Annotated in this window: 16 protein-coding genes; 2 read left to right on the forward strand and 14 right to left on the reverse strand. The window is 46.5% G+C overall.

What is annotated here, in order from left to right; all coding sequences use genetic code 11:
* The 10 genes from ACG3M1_RS14050 to ACG3M1_RS14095 form a co-directional block, all read right to left on the reverse strand.
* Window positions 1-396, reverse strand: coding sequence for a DUF956 family protein (locus ACG3M1_RS14050; protein WP_008817514.1), 396 nt, complete (start codon window positions 394-396; stop codon window positions 1-3).
* 50 nt (window positions 397-446) lie between these two features.
* Window positions 447-1361 (reverse strand): PTS system mannose/fructose/sorbose family transporter subunit IID, encoded by a 915-nt coding sequence (locus tag ACG3M1_RS14055; RefSeq protein WP_002610539.1) that lies wholly within the window; start codon window positions 1359-1361, stop codon window positions 447-449.
* A 20-nt stretch (window positions 1362-1381) separates the two neighbouring features.
* Window positions 1382-2200, reverse strand: coding sequence for a PTS mannose/fructose/sorbose transporter subunit IIC (locus ACG3M1_RS14060; RefSeq protein ID WP_002610537.1), 819 nt, complete (start codon window positions 2198-2200; stop codon window positions 1382-1384).
* A 19-nt stretch (window positions 2201-2219) separates the two neighbouring features.
* A complete protein-coding gene (locus ACG3M1_RS14065) occupies window positions 2220-3200 on the reverse strand; it encodes a mannose/fructose/sorbose PTS transporter subunit IIA (RefSeq protein ID WP_065531660.1) in 981 nt (326 codons plus the stop codon).
* Window positions 3201-3792: 592 nt separating this feature from the next.
* Entirely contained in the window at window positions 3793-3963 is a 171-nt protein-coding gene (locus ACG3M1_RS14070; RefSeq protein WP_009270983.1) for a FeoB-associated Cys-rich membrane protein, read from the reverse strand.
* Window positions 3964-3990: 27 nt separating this feature from the next.
* A complete protein-coding gene (gene feoB / locus ACG3M1_RS14075; RefSeq protein WP_009270984.1) occupies window positions 3991-6138 on the reverse strand; it encodes a ferrous iron transport protein B in 2148 nt (715 codons plus the stop codon).
* A 52-nt stretch (window positions 6139-6190) separates the two neighbouring features.
* Window positions 6191-6409 carry a FeoA family protein gene (locus ACG3M1_RS14080; RefSeq protein ID WP_008817518.1) on the reverse strand — a complete coding sequence of 73 codons (219 nt, stop codon included), beginning with the start codon at window positions 6407-6409 and terminating at the stop codon, window positions 6191-6193.
* A gap of 13 nt (window positions 6410-6422) precedes the next feature.
* Complete coding sequence (locus ACG3M1_RS14085) at window positions 6423-6635, reverse strand: FeoA family protein (protein ID WP_002610528.1); 213 nt, start codon at window positions 6633-6635, stop codon at window positions 6423-6425.
* Window positions 6636-6836: 201 nt separating this feature from the next.
* The gene (locus ACG3M1_RS14090; RefSeq protein ID WP_002610526.1) at window positions 6837-7256 is read right to left on the reverse strand and encodes a flavodoxin; all 420 of its coding nucleotides are present in this window, start codon (window positions 7254-7256) and stop codon (window positions 6837-6839) included.
* Between the two features lie 16 nt (window positions 7257-7272).
* Window positions 7273-7821 carry a DUF3793 family protein gene (locus ACG3M1_RS14095; protein ID WP_008817519.1) on the reverse strand — a complete coding sequence of 183 codons (549 nt, stop codon included), beginning with the start codon at window positions 7819-7821 and terminating at the stop codon, window positions 7273-7275.
* 536 nt (window positions 7822-8357) lie between these two features.
* On the opposite strand from ACG3M1_RS14095, the gene ACG3M1_RS14100 reads away from it, so the two are divergent.
* Together ACG3M1_RS14100 and ACG3M1_RS14105 are read left to right on the forward strand one after the other, a co-directional pair.
* The gene (locus tag ACG3M1_RS14100) at window positions 8358-8699 is read left to right on the forward strand and encodes a FeoB-associated Cys-rich membrane protein (protein ID WP_009270985.1); all 342 of its coding nucleotides are present in this window, start codon (window positions 8358-8360) and stop codon (window positions 8697-8699) included.
* The gene (locus ACG3M1_RS14105) at window positions 8692-9096 is read left to right on the forward strand and encodes a MarR family transcriptional regulator (RefSeq protein WP_021420851.1); all 405 of its coding nucleotides are present in this window, start codon (window positions 8692-8694) and stop codon (window positions 9094-9096) included. Before ACG3M1_RS14100 ends, ACG3M1_RS14105 begins: the two co-directional genes overlap by 8 nt.
* A gap of 42 nt (window positions 9097-9138) precedes the next feature.
* Here ACG3M1_RS14105 and ACG3M1_RS14110 read toward each other — a convergent pair whose 3' ends face one another.
* From ACG3M1_RS14110 to ACG3M1_RS14125, 4 genes are all read right to left on the reverse strand, one after another.
* Complete coding sequence (locus tag ACG3M1_RS14110) at window positions 9139-9318, reverse strand: rubredoxin-like domain-containing protein (protein ID WP_002610519.1); 180 nt, start codon at window positions 9316-9318, stop codon at window positions 9139-9141.
* 59 nt (window positions 9319-9377) lie between these two features.
* Window positions 9378-10676 carry an O-acetylhomoserine aminocarboxypropyltransferase/cysteine synthase family protein gene (locus tag ACG3M1_RS14115; RefSeq protein WP_008817522.1) on the reverse strand — a complete coding sequence of 433 codons (1299 nt, stop codon included), beginning with the start codon at window positions 10674-10676 and terminating at the stop codon, window positions 9378-9380.
* Window positions 10677-10998: 322 nt separating this feature from the next.
* Window positions 10999-11817, reverse strand: a complete 819-nt coding sequence (locus ACG3M1_RS14120) for an LPXTG cell wall anchor domain-containing protein (RefSeq protein ID WP_008817523.1) — start codon at window positions 11815-11817, stop codon at window positions 10999-11001.
* A gap of 34 nt (window positions 11818-11851) precedes the next feature.
* Window positions 11852-17146: a fibronectin type III domain-containing protein gene (locus tag ACG3M1_RS14125; RefSeq protein ID WP_009270987.1), complete on the reverse strand. Its 5295-nt coding sequence runs from the start codon at window positions 17144-17146 to the stop codon at window positions 11852-11854.
* Between the last annotated feature and the right edge of the window lie 236 nt (window positions 17147-17382).

Here is a 17382-nt window from a genome sequence, read left to right on the forward strand (position 1 = left end):
TCAGCAGGATGCCTGATCCTCTTTTTTTCTGTGAACGATGCGTCTGATACTTCGTTTGATGACATCAAGGAAGCTCAGGGAACGCACCATCCGCTCTTTGTCTACATAGTTTGCGACCGCACGCAGCAGGGCTTTGTTGTCGCGGGAGGAGAAGGAGAATGTACCGCTGCTTTTTGTCATGACTGCAAAGCGTGAAATCTTTCTGCCTTTGAACAATACAGAAGCAACGATGGTATCCACCTCGTCCCAGGGAATCTGAATATAATCCTTAACATTGCGATCATTATAAAACTCGAAGGCCCGATCCCCTACCATGATCTTCCCATACGCTGATAATCCCATATAGGAAATACCCTTGACTGTATAATCCACCGTTGTGTTTCTTGACTGTACCATATCTGATTTCCTCCTCTGCCGCGAAGCTATGCAACCTTTTTAAACGGCTCCTACATCACGCCGCCAAGACGTGCCAGAATACCTACGATGAATAAAGCTATGATAATGATGATCGGTGATACCTTTTTCTTTAACAGCCAGCAGCACAGCAGCGTCAGCAGCAATGCTGCCAGTCCCGGAATCAGCTGATCCAGATTCTGCTGCAGGGTTGTCACCTTTTCCACATTTAAGCCGGTGCTTCCCAGTGCATCGTACTGCGTAATAGCCTCACGTACACCGTCAATGCCGCTGGACAGGTTATCCCAGTCAATGAACGCTCCCTTTGACTGTGTAACCGTAGATACAACAGGTGTAAAGGAAATGCTTACCCAGCGCTGTACAAGAGATCCGATGATAAACATACCCAGAATGGATGCCCCGCTTGTTATTTTACCAAGCAGACCACCGGAAAGATCCTTTACAATAGAGGTTCCCACCTTGTAGCCGAACTCCTGTGTATACCAGATAAAGGCCCAGCGGATCACATTCCATGCCACAAAGAACAGCAGTGGTCCGATGATGTTTCCGGACAATGCCAGGGATGCACCAAGCGCTCCCAGAATCGGACGCAGGGTAAACCAGAATACCGGATCTCCGACACCTGCCAGCGGTCCCATCATACCGACCTTGACACCCTGTATTGCCGCATCATCCACAGACACCCCGTTGGCACGCTCCTCTTCAAGTGCCAGCGTAACACCCATAACCGGTGCAGACACATAAGGATGTGTATTATAGAATTCCATATGACGCTTCAATGCGGCAATCTGGTCATCCTTATTCGGATACAGCTTTTTAATGGCAGGGATGATGGAATAACACCAGCCGCCATTCTGCATACGTTCATAATTCCAGGAACCCTGAAGGAACTGATGACGCCATGCAACTGACAAACGATCTTTTTTCGATAATGTAATTTTCTCCATGTTTTCTTCCTCCTTCAAGATCAATAATCATTCAATATATCGCCAAGCGGATCACCGGTATTACTGCTTCCTCCGCCGTTATTGGAACCACCGTGCTCCTTCAGTCCCAGATAAATCAGTGCAATGACAACACCGATTACGCCCAGTGCGATCAGCGTCAGCTGGTTCAGTGCAGCTAGCACAAAGCCCAGAGCGAAGAACGGCCAGGTTTCCTTTGTTGCCATCATGTTGATAACCATGGCATACCCTACTGCAGCAACCATTCCTCCACCGACTGCCATACCACCGGACAGCCAGGATGGCATCTGATTCAATACATCGGTAACAACACCCGGAGATACGACGCACAGGGCAGCAGCAGGAATCGCGATACGTACACCCTGCAGCAGGATAGCAAGCATCTGCCATACCTCCATCATGCGGATATTTCCCTTTTCAGCAGCGGCATCCATAAAGTGAACCATTGGAATTGCAATGGTACGACAGATCATTGTTAAAAACAGACCTGCTACGGACAGCGGTACGGCAACAGCAATGGATGTGGAAATTGCGTTATTTACATCGGTTGCTCCACCCTGCAATCCCAATACCATGATGATTGCCGATGCAACAGAAGCCAGGGCGGCATCCGGAGCAATCGCTGCTCCTACGTTTGCCCAGCCCAGTGCCATCATCTGCAGGGAGCCTCCTAAAATGATACCTTCCTTCATATGACCGCTCACGATACCGATCAGCGTACATGCTACCAGTGGCTGATGGAACTGAAATTCATCCAGTACCCCTTCCATGCCAGCCAGAAGAGCAACAAGAACGATTAGTAAAATTGTAATAATTGACATTATGATTTCCTCCTGTTCCTTAAGCCAGCTCTGCTTTGGCTTTCTTTATAATATCGTCCATATTTTCTTTGGAATCGTTTGGTACCTTGCGCACATCAAACTGAATTCCCTTTGCTTTCAGCTTTTCAAAGGTTTTAACGTCGTCCCTGCCAAGAGACAGCACCTTGCTCACTGCAATCTTTCCGACGGAATGTGCCATGGAACCGATATTCAGCTCCTTCACATCCACGCCGCCTTCAATGGCACGAAGCGCATCCTGCGGTGTTTCAAACAGCAGCATCGCCTTCGTATTTCCAAAGCGCGGGTCCTTAGCGACCTGAATCATTTTATCAACCGGAACAACATTGGCCTTCACACCCGGAGGAGCCGCCTGTTCAATCAGGTTTTTTCGCAGCTCATCCTTTGCAACACCGTCGGAAACCACGATGATACGCGTTGGCTTCACGGTTTTTGTCCATGCCGTGGCTACCTGTCCGTGCAGCAGACGGGAATCAATACGTGCCAGCACATATTTGATATGTCCGTCTCCGATTACGGTTCCCTCAGGAATCGCTCCCTGCGGCGTCACCGGCTCAGCTGCCTGTTTTTCCTGTGCAGGCTCCAATGCCTCCGGAAGTAATCGAACCCCTTCCTTTGCCACCCCATATACATGTGCGGCAATCTCCTGTGCTGATTCCATTGACATTCTGGATGCAAATGCTTCAATCAGCATCGGCAGATTCAATCCTGTAACGACAGCCCATGTGTCTTCATGACCGTTGATCAGTCCACTGGTCTGATTGAACGGTGTACCGCCCCAGAGGTCTACCATGAACAGGACCTGCTCAGGATTCTCGAATGTAGTGATTGCTTCTTCCATTTTTGCGCGAATGTCATCCGGTCCTTCACTTGGCTGCAGTGTTACTGCTTTTACATTGGGCTGCGTTCCGAAAATCATTTCCCCGGATTGCAGAATGCCTTTCGCAAAATCACCGTGACTTGCAAGAATAATTCCTACCATTTTTTCTCCTACCTTTCTTTTTTTGAATCCCTCGCAATGCAAAAAAACAGGCATCACTCTTCGATTGGATAGACTCCGCCTTTACTCGGTAATCCATCTTCTCAAATAGTTAATGCCTGTTCTTGATAACAGTAACACACCACGAAGTATTCACTTTTTACGGGTAAATAATATCATTGGTATCGCTTACTGTCAATTCTTTTTTTCATTATTTCTTGTATACAGCCATCAAAGCTGCGCGCTTTAGCACCCAGCTTTCAAGAGAAGCTGCACACACTAAAAGCATATCCTGACACCTGCCTATGCGATGGCCCTGTCTTCTTGTACACCATTGCCGTTTTCCAATGATGAGCAACCCGGGCAATGGATCCATCACACTGTCCCACTGCTTTCACATACCCTTTTGGCGCATGGCTTTCGGTGCATGCAGGAAAGGATAGCATACTCATACAGGGTACGGTTCTCATGCGGTGACATGCTATAAAAACAGGGAAATCCAATGCTGTGATATGCAGCAACAGCAGCTCGGATTCCCCTTTTCAATACGATTGAAAGCCGCGAATGCGAAGACAGCAGCGATAAGATTTCTATATCATACCTTCTGCTTTTCTCCCTGCTGATAGGCCTCATACAGAGCTTGTCCGCTTTTACAGCCTTTTGAACAGCCGCTACATCCCCCACTGCAGGATTCCTCTTTGCGAATCGAACGCAGTGCAAGGATGATCAGCAGCAGCAAAAGTAATGAAATGATAATGGTAGCCATCCTTCATCAATCCTCTCTTTCTTGGTGTCAGGCATTGACCTTTACTTTTTCAAGATGCACCTGTTTTTTAGATTCCGAACGAAACAGCAGATACAGCATAACCAGCAGGAAAAGCAGAGCGATGATCAGACCGATCCCGAATACGCCGGTTGTAAAGAAGGTTGCGAACTGGAAGATCATAAAGGCAATCACATAGGCGAATACACACTGATAAGCGACAGCGAAGATCGTCCATTTCGCATTGTTCATTTCACGCTTGATCGCACCGATTGCGGCAAAGCATGGTGCGCACAGCAGATTGAATACCAGGAAGGAGTATGCTGCTGCAACCGTGAAGCTTGCTGCCAGCGTTCCCCAGATTTCTAATCCATCCTCTGCCACTTCGGCAAAGCCGTACAGGATACCAAAGGTAGCCACGACATTTTCCTTTGCGACCAGACCGGTAATTGCGGCAACGGATGCCTGCCAGTCTCCCCAGCCCAGCGGTGCAAACAGCGGTGCAATCGCAGAGCCCAGATTCGCCAGGAAGCTTTCGTTTAGCTGCGATTCTTCCAGCATGGTGAAGCCTCCGTTTACGAAGCCGAAGTTGGAAGTAAACCAGATAAAGATCGTAGACAGCAGAATAATGCTTCCCGCTTTCTTGATAAAACTCCATCCGCGCTCCCACATACTGCGAAGAACATTCAAAGTCTTTGGAACGTGGTAGGCAGGAAGCTCCATGACAAACGGTGACGGATCACCTGCAAACATACGTGTTTTCTTCAACATGATACCAGATAATATGATGGCAGCAATGCCGACAAAATATGCGCTCGGTGCCACCCAGCTTGCTCCGTGGAACAGCGCTCCGGCAATCAGTGCAATAATAGGAAGCTTGGCGCTGCATGGAATGAAGGTCGTTGTCATGATCGTCATACGGCGATCCTTTTCACTTTCAATCGTACGGCTTGCCATGATGCCCGGCACACCGCAGCCGGTTCCGATCAGCATCGGAATAAAGGATTTACCGGATAATCCGAATTTGCGGAAAATACGGTCCATGATAAAGGCGATACGTGCCATATAGCCGCAGTCTTCCAGAATCGCCAGAAACAGGAAGAGCACCAGCATCTGCGGAACAAAGCCGAGAACTGCCCCGATACCGGCAATGATACCATCGACAAGCAGAGAAACCAGCCAGCCTGCAGTTCCAATGCCTTCCAGAAAGGAAGTCACAGCAGGAGGAATGATATCTCCAAACAGCACATCATTTGTCCAGTCCGTCACATACGTACCAACCGTCGTTACGGATACATAGTATACCAGATACATCACCACAGCGAAGATCGGCAATGCGAGCCAGCGGTTGGTAACAAAACGGTCAATACGGTCAGATACATTCATACCGCTGTGCTTTTTCACATAGGTCTGCTTCATCAGCTTAGCGATGTATTCATAGCGTTCATTGGTGATAATGCTTTCGGCATCATCGTCATAGCTATCCTCCAGCTCCTTACGCAAAGCATTTACGATGCTGCTGTCTGTACTGTTTAGCGGTGCGGATGTCATAATTTTCTCATCATTTTCCAGATATTTCACCGCATACCAGAAGCTGCTGGCTCCCTTTGCCTGCACGGCGCTCAGATCAGCAATTTTCAGCAGACAATCCTTCAGCAGTCCTTCGTAAATATTGGTAAAGGCAGTATGTTTGTTACTGAGCATACCGACTGCTTTCTGAATCAGTTCATCCAGTCCGCGGTTTTTCAATGCGGATACCTCCACAACCGGAATATTTAACAGATCAGACAGCTTGCATGTGTTCACTTCTGTTTTATTCTGCTGCATCAAATCCATCATATTCAGTGCCGCAACAACCGGAATACCCGTTTCCTGCAGCTGTGTTGTCAGATACAGATTTCTCTCCAGATTTGTTGCGTCGATAATATTGATAATCAAATCCGGCTGTTCTTCCACCAGATAGTTTCTTGCCACCACTTCATCCAGAGAATACGGTGACAGGGAATAGATACCCGGAAGGTCGGTAATCACGATATCTTTGTGACCCTTCAGCTTCCCTTCTTTTTTCTCTACGGTTACACCCGGCCAGTTACCTACATATTGGTTACTGCCTGTCAGTGCATTGAACATCGTTGTCTTTCCACAGTTTGGATTTCCAGCCAATGCGATTCTGTACATAATCTCCCTCCTCTGTTAGCTTAGACTAACTCAATCTTCAAAAAAATACATGTTATTCCACTTCGATCAGTGCCGCATCCGCCTTACGGATACTCAGCTCATAACCGCGCACGGTAAGCTCGATTGGATCTCCCAGCGGAGCAACCTTGCGGATATACACTTCCGTGTTTTTGGTAAGTCCCATATCCATCAGCTTTTTCTTAACCGACCCGGTAGAATTTAGTCTGCGGATCGTGACACTGTTTCCAGGTTTTACTTCCTTTAATGTCATGCTCATTTCCCTCCTATTTCACATGGATGCGGTTGGACAGGCTCTTATCCAATGCAATCCGTGTATCCTTTACATGGATGATGACATTGCCGCTCAGCTCATTCACCACGCTTACGTCAGCACCCTCTACAAAACCAAGTGCCGCCAGATGACTGCGAACCTCATCCTTACCATTCACCTTTGCGATTTGAAAGTTTTTTCCAATCGGTGCAGCTGTCAGTACCATATGTCAACCTCCTTTGTTAGCAAACACTAACCTTTCACATCCAAATATTAGCACAGGCTAACATGCCTGTCAACCAGTTTTTTCCTTGTATGCCCTTTCAGTCTTCGACTGTCAAGGAATATGCCCGAAGATAAATGTAAAGAAACGATTTTATCAAAGGCTTTCTAAACGAAATGCAGACCGAATGATCTGCACACGTTTTTATGCATTGGCGAAGCGTTCTCCCAAGGACTCACAGGCATCCAGGCCGTCAGCATCCGGTGTGTAATTTATAATCAGTCCGTTTTCAAACAGATTGGCTCCGGCTGCTTCCACACGTTCCTCCCAGCTCTGCATCCATTCACCGCTGCCCCATCCGTAGGAGCCAAACAGCGCAACCTTTTTATTCATCAGAGTTCCTTCTGCCTGCATGAAGAAGGGTTCAAATTCTGACTCCTCCAGTACCTCCGCGCCCATGGCAGGACATCCGAAGATAATGTAATCATATGCGGATACATCCGGCTGATCTGCGACATGAACGACATCAGCATGCTTTCCTGCCTTTTCAACGCCCTGTGCAACAGCATTTGCCATAGCCTCTGTATTTCCGGTTCCTGACCAGTATGCGATAAGAATATTCATGTGATTCCATCCTTTCCTAAGCTGTTATCAGCTGTTCCAGAGGAATGCCTTCCTGCAGTTTTTCCAGAGTACATTCCATGCTCTGCAGAAAGCGTGCCGTTGTTTTTCTCGCACGGGAGAGATTGTGATAAATCTTCCAGTATCCGATTTCCTGATAATTTTTTCCGTTGTTCTGTATAAACGACACAACATCATCCAGCGGATATCCGAGAAAGACACCGATTTCATGAGGAAAGCATTCCTTGCACATATGTTCCTGCAGATGATAAAGCGCCTGTCTGGTCGTCACAAAGCCGTATCCGAAAGCAGACAGAAACTGCTGTATATCCTCCTGACACAGATGCGTATCCAGAAGATCCTTGTGATATACGAGGATCAGCTTGAAATCCGGTGAATGCTTCATAATCTGAAGATAAATCCGTTTTGGATTCAGACAGCGGTTATATGCCAGAACAAGTTCTTCTACATTTCCAACTTCACTATCTCTGCAGCTGAACAGACAGGAAGGCTTCATACCCTCCAATGTTGGTGCTGCATAGTATGCAATCAGTTCAACAAACGACACGATGTTTCCTCCTTTATGTTAGATTAGTCTAACTATAGTTCTAATAAGAAACAGAGGAATCCCTCTGCCTATTAAATTATCTTAATCTAACTTATGGAATAAGTATACTTCATCAGGGCTCCGTATGTCAATCTCTTTTGAAGCTTTTTTGCATTTCTTCTTACGACGTTTCTTTTCTGAAAGCATGATTCTTCTTTCTATTTTGTATTCGCTTATCGTATGTGTCCTCTAAAGCCACTTATCGCTCTTTTTACATCCTTTTTTTCTATCCTATGTTTTTGAATGCTTTTATGAGTCCTTGTAAAGTTGCTCTTAGCATATTCTGATAGAGATCGTCGCAGTATGTGAGCGCAGGCAGCTTATAAAAAGAGTATGCTTATCATAAGGAATGCGTTCATCAAGCAGGCAAGCAGAAAATGGATACAACAGGTTTTCGCATCCCCTTCTGCATACGGCAAGAGCGATTGCATACAGGAAATGGCATTGACACATTTTGTTAGCTGTGTTAAACTTTATCCGAAAAAGGGGGTGAGATGATGGCAACCATCATCATACTCATACTACTCGTTTTGTATATTGTCTTTGCCTTCCATCGGTCAAGAAAAAGAATAAAAAACGGCTGCTGCGGTGGCGGCGGACCTGTATTCAGAGACAGCGTACAGACGGATCAATATGCAATACATGAGCAGTATCATATACGCGGTATGCATTGTGAAAGCTGCGCGGCAAGCATTGAACACAGACTTAATCAGATGCAGGATACGGCTGCCCTTGTAAATCTTCAAAAGGAAGTTGTCGATGTATACAGCAATCATCCGCTCAATAAAGAGGAGCTGTTTCAGGCCATTCAAGCATTGGGGTATGAAGCGTATGAGTGATATCAGCTATAATCGCCGCGTTCACTATTACATCGCCCTGTATGAGTTGTTTCAGGAGCAGGAATGCCTGCACTGCATGGATATCGCAAGAAAGCTGTCCATCTCACTGCCGGCTGCCAGCCGTATGCTACAAAAGCTGATCAGTGAAGGTTTGATTGAGAAAAAAAGCTATCAGAGCATCTGTCTTACACAGGCTGGAAAGGGACAGCTGCAGACAACCTATCACACATATTGCGAGCTGATTTCCTATTTTTCCCGCATACCCACTTTCACCGAGGAGGACCGTCTGGAAAGCTCCCTTCTCTGCCTGGGTTCCTTTCCGCATTCCCGCATCGAAAAGCTGGTTAGGAGTGCAGACTGTATAGGAACAGAAAAAAGGTGTCAAACACTTAGATAACACATAAGTGATGACACCTTTTTTTGTATGCAGATCAGATTTTTATTTTTCTTCCTTGACCGCAAAATACTGATTGGTTGCTGCTGTGATTTCCGTTGCCAGATCACGCTGCTGGAAGCTCTCTTTTCCGCTGTCGCATAACGGGCACAGATAATCATCCGCTTCCTTTGTGAAATCCTCACCGTCATAGGTGTATCCACAAATACTGCACATCCATGTCATATCGTATGTCCTCACTTTCTCTGTGAATTATTATACACAAGAAATGCACATCTGTCATTTTATTTGCCAGCTGATATAGCTGCGAATCCCTGCCGCAGGTCTTCCAGTATATCGTCAATATGCTCAGTGCCAATGGAAAGCCGTACAGTCTGCGGTGTGATTTTAACAGCTGCCAGCTCCTGTGCACTCATCTGTGAATGGGTTGTGGAGGCCGGATGAATTACAAGGGATTTCACGTCCGCCACATTTGCAAGCAGCGAGAATACGGACAGGGATTCCGTAAAGGTTCTCGCCTGTTCCTCACTCCCCTTTATTTCAAAGGTGAAGATGGATGCGCCTCCCTTTGGATAATAGCGTTCATACAGTTCTTTCTCTCTCCCCTGTGCAAGAGAGGGATGATGCACCGCAGCGACCTTCGGCTGCTTCTGCAGAAAGTCAACGACCTTTCCTGCATTTTCTACGTGGCGTTCCACACGCAGAGATAATGTCTCCAGCCCCTGCAGCAGAAGAAATGAATTAAACGGGGACAGACATGCTCCCTGATCACGCATCAATGTAGTCCGGATCTTCATGATATAGGCGATATTCCCCACGGCTTGCGTAAAGACAACGCCGTGATAGGAAGGATTAGGTTTTGACAGCCCCGGGAATTTATCGTTCTGTTCCCAGTCAAAGCGTCCTCCGTCCACAATGACACCGCCCATAACCGTTCCATGTCCGCCGATGAACTTGGTTGCGGAATGGACAACGATATCCGCTCCGTGCTCCAGCGGACGGAATAAAAACGGTGTGGCAAATGTATTATCAACAATCACCGGAATACCATGACGATGGGCGATTTCGGATACAGCCTCCAGATCGATGATATCCGCATTCGGATTTCCAAGGGATTCCAGATACACAGCCTTTGTGTTATCCTGAATGGCTTCTTCGAAGTTTTTCGGATCACTGCCGTCCACAAATGAGGTCGTGATGCCGCTGTCTGTCAGTGTGTTGGCAAACAGATTATAGGTCCCTCCATAGACCGTAGAGGAGGAAACGATATGATCGCCGCAGGTCACGATATTGCGGATCGCATAGTCGATTGCCGCAGACCCGGATGCCGTAGCCAAAGCCGCAGCGCCATTCTCCAACGCGGCCATCCGCTGTTCAAACACATCCGATGTCGGATTCATCAGACGGCTGTAGATATTGCCCCCCTCACGTAAGGCGAAACGCTGTGCTGCCTGCTCGGAATCCTTGAATACATAGGATGTTGTCGCATAGATCGGTACTGCTCTTGCATCGGTTGCGCTGTCTGGCTCCTCCTGTCCGGCATGCAGCTGCAGGGTTTCAAATTTATATACTTTCTCTTTCATATTGCTCCCTCTCTTTCAAATACCTAGTGTTTTAGTAGGCTTATTGAAATTATACGGGGTGAATGCATGGATGTCAATAAATTTTCACAGTTTTATGAAAATAATGTCATAAATACTGAAAATTATTTCATAAAGGCGTATTGTCTTTCTAAATAGCCTCTGCATGACAAAATATCATTACTGCGACAGCGACTGTACAGCATATCACATGGAGAAACCTGCAAATCGCTTCTTTGCTGCTTACCATAAGGAAAGCACATGCTACAAAACTATAAAAAAGAGTCAAGGAAACCATATTGAATTCCCTTGACCCTCTCCTTCTTTACTTGATTTGCAGCTCTTTTTTCTTTCTCAATATCCATAGGATACTGCCTGCCACAAGAGCACCGAGCATGCCTAATGCGTATATCTGCGCCTGTGTTTTATCACCTGTATCGACACCCTTTTCCGCTTTGTCCACACTTCCCTTATTCTGAGCTTTCTCAGATGTATCTGCCTTTGAAGCATCAAGAGGTGTGTTCTCCTGAGAATTATCAGGTTTACCCGTATTCGGAATGTCCGGTTTTCCTTCCGGCGTACTTTCCTTGTCATTCTCCTGCGGTTTATTTGTATCCGGAGTTTCTGAAGGCACATTGTTATCACCGGAATCTGCTTTTTCTATCGTAACCGGTGCGATTGCATCCATACCGGATACCTCATTGACCGCATATACATCGTTTACGGTTTTCAGACTGTCTTCGATTACACTTACTTCCGCCTTAGTTCCAGCGGCAAGCTTCAATTCCACCATTCCAAGACGCAATTCATCCTGTGCATACAGATGCTCATCACCGGAAAGATAAATGGTCAGCCTCCCGGTATCCTCCTGATAGCGCCATTCCTGTACATCGCTTTTGATATCACGGTGAAACCTGAACTGTACATGTTCTTTCAGTACCTTCCCCTGCTTCGCCTTGATCTGAAAGCTCAGTTGTAAGGAACGTATCGTATCCTTGGTATCGGATGGTATGAGTACGGTCTCTACCTGATTCTCCTTCGCGGTAAGGATAATTTTTTCAATCGTATCCGCCTGAATAGCGATGGGACCTGCCAGCAGGCAAATCAGTAACAGGGATACTCCTCGCTGCAGCCATGTTTTCATCAGCCTTCTCCTTTCTTTTCCTTGCTTTTCAGTATTATTTTGTCAATGTGATTTCCGGCAAAATCTCCGGAATCTTGACGAGCAGGGTATCGCTGACCAGCCGCTGTCCCTCATTGGTCAGGGCATTGTCCACACGATACAGCTCTGCACGGACTTTTTCAGGCAGCTGCTCAACGTTCAAGTCTTTTTCTGCAATCCAGTATACCCAGGTACCCTCGGAAACCTCACCAAGCAATGCATTCTGTGGATTTGGGGCAAAAATAACCTGATTGGCAATCAGAGAACCCTCTGCGTCTGTTCCGCCGATGATAGTTCCTGCTTCATCATACAGCATAACGACATTATAAGCCGGGTTTCCCTTATAGGTTCCTGTAAAAATCAGAGATCCCTTTTCAATCTTCTGTTCCTCATGCGTTTCATCTTTCTCCTGAAGGATAACATCTTCTTTCAGAATACCGATCGACGCTGTCTCTGCCGCTTCCTCATTATAAAATTCGATATTATCACCCGTTGGTCCCAGAATATCCAATTCCGGAATGACCAGTGTGCTGTTTTTCTTGTTTAAAGCAGTGATACGTACATAAACAGCATCATAGGTTGCTATCCATGGATCGTTGTCCGCATTTTGGAAATAGACAGTTGCCACATCATCCTTAAAGTCGAAGGCTCCTTCTTTAAGCTTTTTAAATGTTTCGCCATCCTGACTGATTTCAATCCTGTAATCTGTCATATCGTAACGTTCATCCGTACCGCGGTGATAACGCAGGGCTGTCACTTCCGTGGTTTTTCCCATATTGATCGTAATCTGCGGATCTGCATTTGTAGATGCACCGGTATAGGTGTTTTCTTCTGCCGTGCCGTCATCAATCATGCGGTATGCCGCTGATTTCAGCTGCGGAGCACATGGATCCTCTCCTTCTGCCGGCTTCTGTTCATCATCTTTTGACAGCATATTCGTCGTGATGGTCCAGCTGTCCTTAACCTGACTGCCGTCACCCTCTACCTTGACTGGAGAAACCTGTACGGCCGCTGAGCGGTTCAGGAATTTATCAATCGCAGTCACCTTATAGGAAACAGAGCGGTTGCTTACTGGACCCAGCTGATCTGTGAATTTGTTGTCCATGGTAAATCCGACAACCTCATCCTTTTGCTTTCCCTGATCATAGGTCGTTCTTACAATTTCATAACCAAGAATCGCTTCTGCCTGATCCGCAGTATTGCCCAGTGTCAGTGTTACGCTGGAGCGATCATTCTTTGAAACAGATGCAGTGGCAACATCCCTGCCGCTGATACCTTCACTTGCGCCATGCTCGATTTCATAGGCACGTGCTTCATCATTTACATAATAGATGGCGCGTGCTTCCTTTTCAAACTGCTGCATATATGCTTTGGTATCCGCATCCATCACCATACCCCAGCGCTGGAAGAAGTCACTCAAATCCTTTTCTGCCGCAGCACTCGCCAGACGCATGATATTCTGTTCGGCATCCTTGCCAAGTGTCAGCTTGATACCATTGGGAGCAGGTGCCAATGCTGTATTTCTTGCATAGCTGTCTACGCGCGCAAAGAACAGATTTTTGAATATTTCATCATAATCCGCATAGGTCCTGTAATTATATCCGCGATCATATGCCAGATGCAGCTGCCAGTACATTCCAAGCTGTGTGAATACATTGTCACTCCGCCCCGTTACATTGGATGTTACTTTTTTGTATACATCCTCATATTTGAACCGCACACCGTTATTCGTCTCATCTGCCTGTGCCAGAAGGGAGAAATAATTGTTTGTGATTTCAGCAATTGCATAGCTTCCCTGATTGATGTTATGTCCGATTTCATGAGCAATGCCCCAGCCGAAGTATGTTCCAACCCCGATTTTCTTTCCGTTTTCATCAACCTCTACCGGCTTGCTGTTCACCAGTCCGCGTGTGGAACCCCATTCCACACCGATATGATTGCCGGATGCATACATAAAGGCGCCGTCAAACATTTTCATGTATCGAATATTCAAATGCTGTGCAGGTAAATGATTCTTGTCCTTCACATTTTGTGCAGTACCTTCCTTAAAGTTATCAGTGAGTCCCTTATGCTGATAGAAAAGCGTCATCATGTCATCCATTGCGTTAAGGGAAGCATTCAGCTTTTCAGCGCCTGCCTCTACAGAGCCGTCATTCACCGCATTCCAAACCTGAGATGCCGGTATGGAATACATCATCTGATCCAGCATGATATCCGTGATATTCAAAACACACGTTTTCTCGTCGTATGCGTAGGATACCTGCTCATTGCCCTCTGTTTTATGATCTTTCTCATGCTGCTGCTGCAAATTCGGGACAAAGTCTTGCAGCTCTTCGATGTAGGTACGGATTCTTTTCATTCGTTCTTCTTTATCCTTTACCTGATACAGATCAAGCGTTGGAACCCTTGTGCCTGAGCTGACTCTTACTGCATACTGATCCGTGTCCTTGTTTCCGTTATATTGAAGATAGAGCGCGCCGCCCTTTTCAACATCGGTAGAAGTAATCTGCGGAATCGTTATTTCATTTCTGCCGATTTTCAAATTGCCGACCGTCTTGGCAAATCCGCTTGCCTCCGCATGCTGCTGTGTTGCAACAAGACTCAGGGAACTGTTCTGCCCGGTTTTCATCCCCGGATTTCCTACATAAATGACCAGCTCCTGTCCTGCATAAGCACTGATACCCAGCGGCTGCCATGCATTCAGACCACCTACAGAGATACCGGAATCTTTGTTTGAGCGAAGATTGGCATGTACTGCAATCGTATCGTTCAGCGTATCCTGTTCCGCATACAGCTGCTTCGCTGTATCCAGTTCCACCTGCAGTGCTTTTTGATCCGGATGATATTCTCCATGATCCTTGGTGTCAAGACGCTGCTGCAGTGTATTCAGAAGCTCTGTGTCCACATCCTTTGCCAGTGTCAGTTGAAGATCATCTGCAAATAATGCCTGAATATCCGATTCCAGAGAATCGTATTGGAAGAAACGGATTTCTGCCACCATGATGTTTCTTACACCGCCGGATGTAGTCAGACCAAAACGCACGCGGCTTGTCTTAATCGGCTTTGCCAGCTTGATCACATAATATTTTCTTCCCTGTCCGTCATCCTTCTGTTGTATGCGAACATTCGATGCCTGTACTTCCTTATTCTGTTCACTGTCCCAATAGTAGATTGCCGCAGCTCCATAGCCGACCGTATCCATCGGTGCAGCCAGTGTGAAGCGATCCATTGTATACTCCTGATCCAGCTGTACGGTAGTTCCCCACTGCCACTGGTGATAGCTGACCGCGTCATCCCAGTCCTCTAAACGATAGTAGGACTCATAGCTGTCATCCACAAGACCGTTGGCACTTTGGGCATCTGTATCCAGACTGCTGTTTACCATGCTTCCGACAACATGCTTTGCAGAGACGATATGCTGTGTGAGCTTTCCTTCTCCGTTGGAATCATTGATCAGCTTATAGGAAGGCATCTGCGCACGCTTTACACTTAGCGTGGATGCCTTAACCTTCATGGAGCCTGGACCCTCTCCCAGTTCATTAACACCCGTGACGTACAGAATATACGTGGTTTCATCCTTTAAACCTTCCAGCGTGTAACTTGTTTTTTTGATATTGCTGATTTTTGTAAAGGAATCTTCGGTCTCTTCTTTGTAGAATACATGATAGCTATCTGTATCCTTCATGTTTTTCCAGGATAAGCTTATGGAGCGGTAACCGCCGGACGCCTTTACATCATCCGGTGCCGCCGGCTTACTGCTGGTCTGTGGCGTCAATGTTATCGGTGCAGAATACCCGCTTTTCCAATCACCGTTTACAGACTGTACAGAAACCATATACTCCTTTTTGTTTTCCAGCTTGTCCTTTTTAAATTGTGTGACGGTCACACTTGGTACCGTTGTTTTGACAACCTCACGATATCCGTCTGCCTCAATTCGCACCTCATAGCCCGTTACGTTTCTCTCCGGAGTCCATGAAACTGTGAATTTTTTATCTCCGGCAGTTCCCTGCAGATTTTTCGGCATATTCATCTCCGGCTCCGGAATACGTGTTTCCATGTCATTTAGAAATTCAACCTTGGAAATCTCGACCAGACTACCCTGCGCCTGTGTCGTTTTGGTTACCTTGATCGTCACCTTTTTCACTGCAATCTGATCACCGAGATGCACAATCAGATTTCCCCTCGCATCCATTTCCACATAAGGAGAGGACGCAGCACGACGGGAACGATAGTAGTTTACAATTGGCACCTGCAACGGCTCATCCTGTCCCTCGATTTCAACAAGAATCATTCCATCCGCAATTTTGTTTACACTCTCAAGCGGTGCCTGAATGGTAAAGCCTTCCATGCGGATCGGGTTTTCATTCTGCTGAAAATCAAAGGTCAGCTGCAACGGATGGTCTGTACTGATCGCCTGTCCGTCGGCATGTTTCAACGTCACAGCAGATTCCGCAGCCAATACATCCTCCAGCTTTCCGGAAACGAGTTGCGTTCCCGCTTCAATGGAAACACCTACAGCGCTTTTTGGAACTCTTCGTTCTATAGCGGAGGTTTGCTGCTTATATTCCCTGCGCTCATCATAGAGCCTCTGTAAATCCGCAAGATCCACCGTTCCATCCTGATTGATATCATAAATGCTGTCCGCACTTCCCCGATCCAGCGCATCTACGAAATCCTTAATTTGTACATTCGATGCCGCATATGCCAGCAATCCCGGCTGTACATCCTCAAACAGCTGCGGTGCTGTACCAAGATACAGCTGAATGCTTTGATCATACCCGTCCATCTGAAATATCTGCTCATATGTTCGATACCCTTTCGCAGCCACCTGCAGCGTATAGGTGCCTTTCGGAAGATTTTCGAAAACAGCAGATACAGCGGAAGCTCCCTGCGCAGCCTCCAGAACAGCAGTTCTTGTTTCCTCCTCACTGCCGTGCTTCAGCGTCAGTTGAAAGCTCTGACGCTCAGACAATCCTTTTCCTGTTAAAAAAGAAACGGTAATACTGCCGTTGATCTGTTTTCGAACAGGCTCCTCTTTGCCCTCATTGCTATTTTGTTCTATGGGAGTTGTTCGTGGTTTTTCATCTTTTTGATCCTGTGTCTGCGTTTCTTCCTCCGAAGCATTCTGTACCGGCTGTTCCTGTTCTTCAGCTGCTTCCGGTTGCGGTTCCACATTCTGCACCTGCACTTCATCTGACACTTCTGCAGGTCCTTCAGACTCTGTTTCAGCCTTCATATAGCCGGAAGAAGAACCAAGTGTTAGTTGCATCAGCATACATCCAGCCAGGATCAGGGAAAACCATCGTTTCATAACCTCCTCCACCCCTTTCTCTGTAAGAGCTGCACAGATAATCATATACAGCATTACCGTAAAATTATAACCGTTTTTGCTTTCTTAAGGCAATAAAAAAGCTCTTTTTTTATCAAAAAGGTTATAATTTAAGCTATAAAACCAACATAAAAAAACAAATGCTTCGCAAAGGTTATGCTTTATGTATATTTGCTGTGATCAGGAGAGCAGATATATGATGGTATGAGAATTTCAGT

The organism is Clostridium sp. 10cd*, from assembly GCF_044336395.1.
Lineage (GTDB): Bacteria > Bacillota_I > Bacilli_A > Erysipelotrichales > Erysipelotrichaceae > Clostridium_AQ > Clostridium_AQ innocuum.

Bases quoted from the DNA above. Each gene is read 5' to 3' on its own strand.
- ACG3M1_RS14060 (WP_002610537.1), bottom strand. From the start codon at position 2,200: ATGTCAATTATTACAATTTTACTAATCGTTCTTGTTGCTCTTCTGGCT.
- ACG3M1_RS14085 (WP_002610528.1), bottom strand. From the start codon at position 6,635: ATGGTACTGACAGCTGCACCGATTGGAAAAAACTTTCAAATCGCAAAG.
- ACG3M1_RS14080 (WP_008817518.1), bottom strand. From the start codon at position 6,409: ATGACATTAAAGGAAGTAAAACCTGGAAACAGTGTCACGATCCGCAGA.
- ACG3M1_RS14115 (WP_008817522.1), bottom strand. From the start codon at position 10,676: ATGAAAGAGAAAGTATATAAATTTGAAACCCTGCAGCTGCATGCCGGA.
- ACG3M1_RS14110 (WP_002610519.1), bottom strand. From the start codon at position 9,318: ATGACATGGATGTGCAGTATTTGTGGATACACCTATGACGGTGAGGAT.
- ACG3M1_RS14100 (WP_009270985.1), top strand. From the start codon at position 8,358: ATGGCAACCATCATCATACTCATACTACTCGTTTTGTATATTGTCTTT.
- ACG3M1_RS14125 (WP_009270987.1), bottom strand. From the start codon at position 17,146: ATGAAACGATGGTTTTCCCTGATCCTGGCTGGATGTATGCTGATGCAA.
- ACG3M1_RS14120 (WP_008817523.1), bottom strand. From the start codon at position 11,817: ATGAAAACATGGCTGCAGCGAGGAGTATCCCTGTTACTGATTTGCCTG.
- ACG3M1_RS14050 (WP_008817514.1), bottom strand. From the start codon at position 396: ATGGTACAGTCAAGAAACACAACGGTGGATTATACAGTCAAGGGTATT.
- ACG3M1_RS14105 (WP_021420851.1), top strand. From the start codon at position 8,692: ATGAGTGATATCAGCTATAATCGCCGCGTTCACTATTACATCGCCCTG.
- ACG3M1_RS14070 (WP_009270983.1), bottom strand. From the start codon at position 3,963: ATGGCTACCATTATCATTTCATTACTTTTGCTGCTGCTGATCATCCTT.
- ACG3M1_RS14065 (WP_065531660.1), bottom strand. From the start codon at position 3,200: ATGGTAGGAATTATTCTTGCAAGTCACGGTGATTTTGCGAAAGGCATT.
- feoB (WP_009270984.1), bottom strand. From the start codon at position 6,138: ATGTACAGAATCGCATTGGCTGGAAATCCAAACTGTGGAAAGACAACG.
- ACG3M1_RS14055 (WP_002610539.1), bottom strand. From the start codon at position 1,361: ATGGAGAAAATTACATTATCGAAAAAAGATCGTTTGTCAGTTGCATGG.
- ACG3M1_RS14090 (WP_002610526.1), bottom strand. From the start codon at position 7,256: ATGAATATTCTTATCGCATACTGGTCAGGAACCGGAAATACAGAGGCT.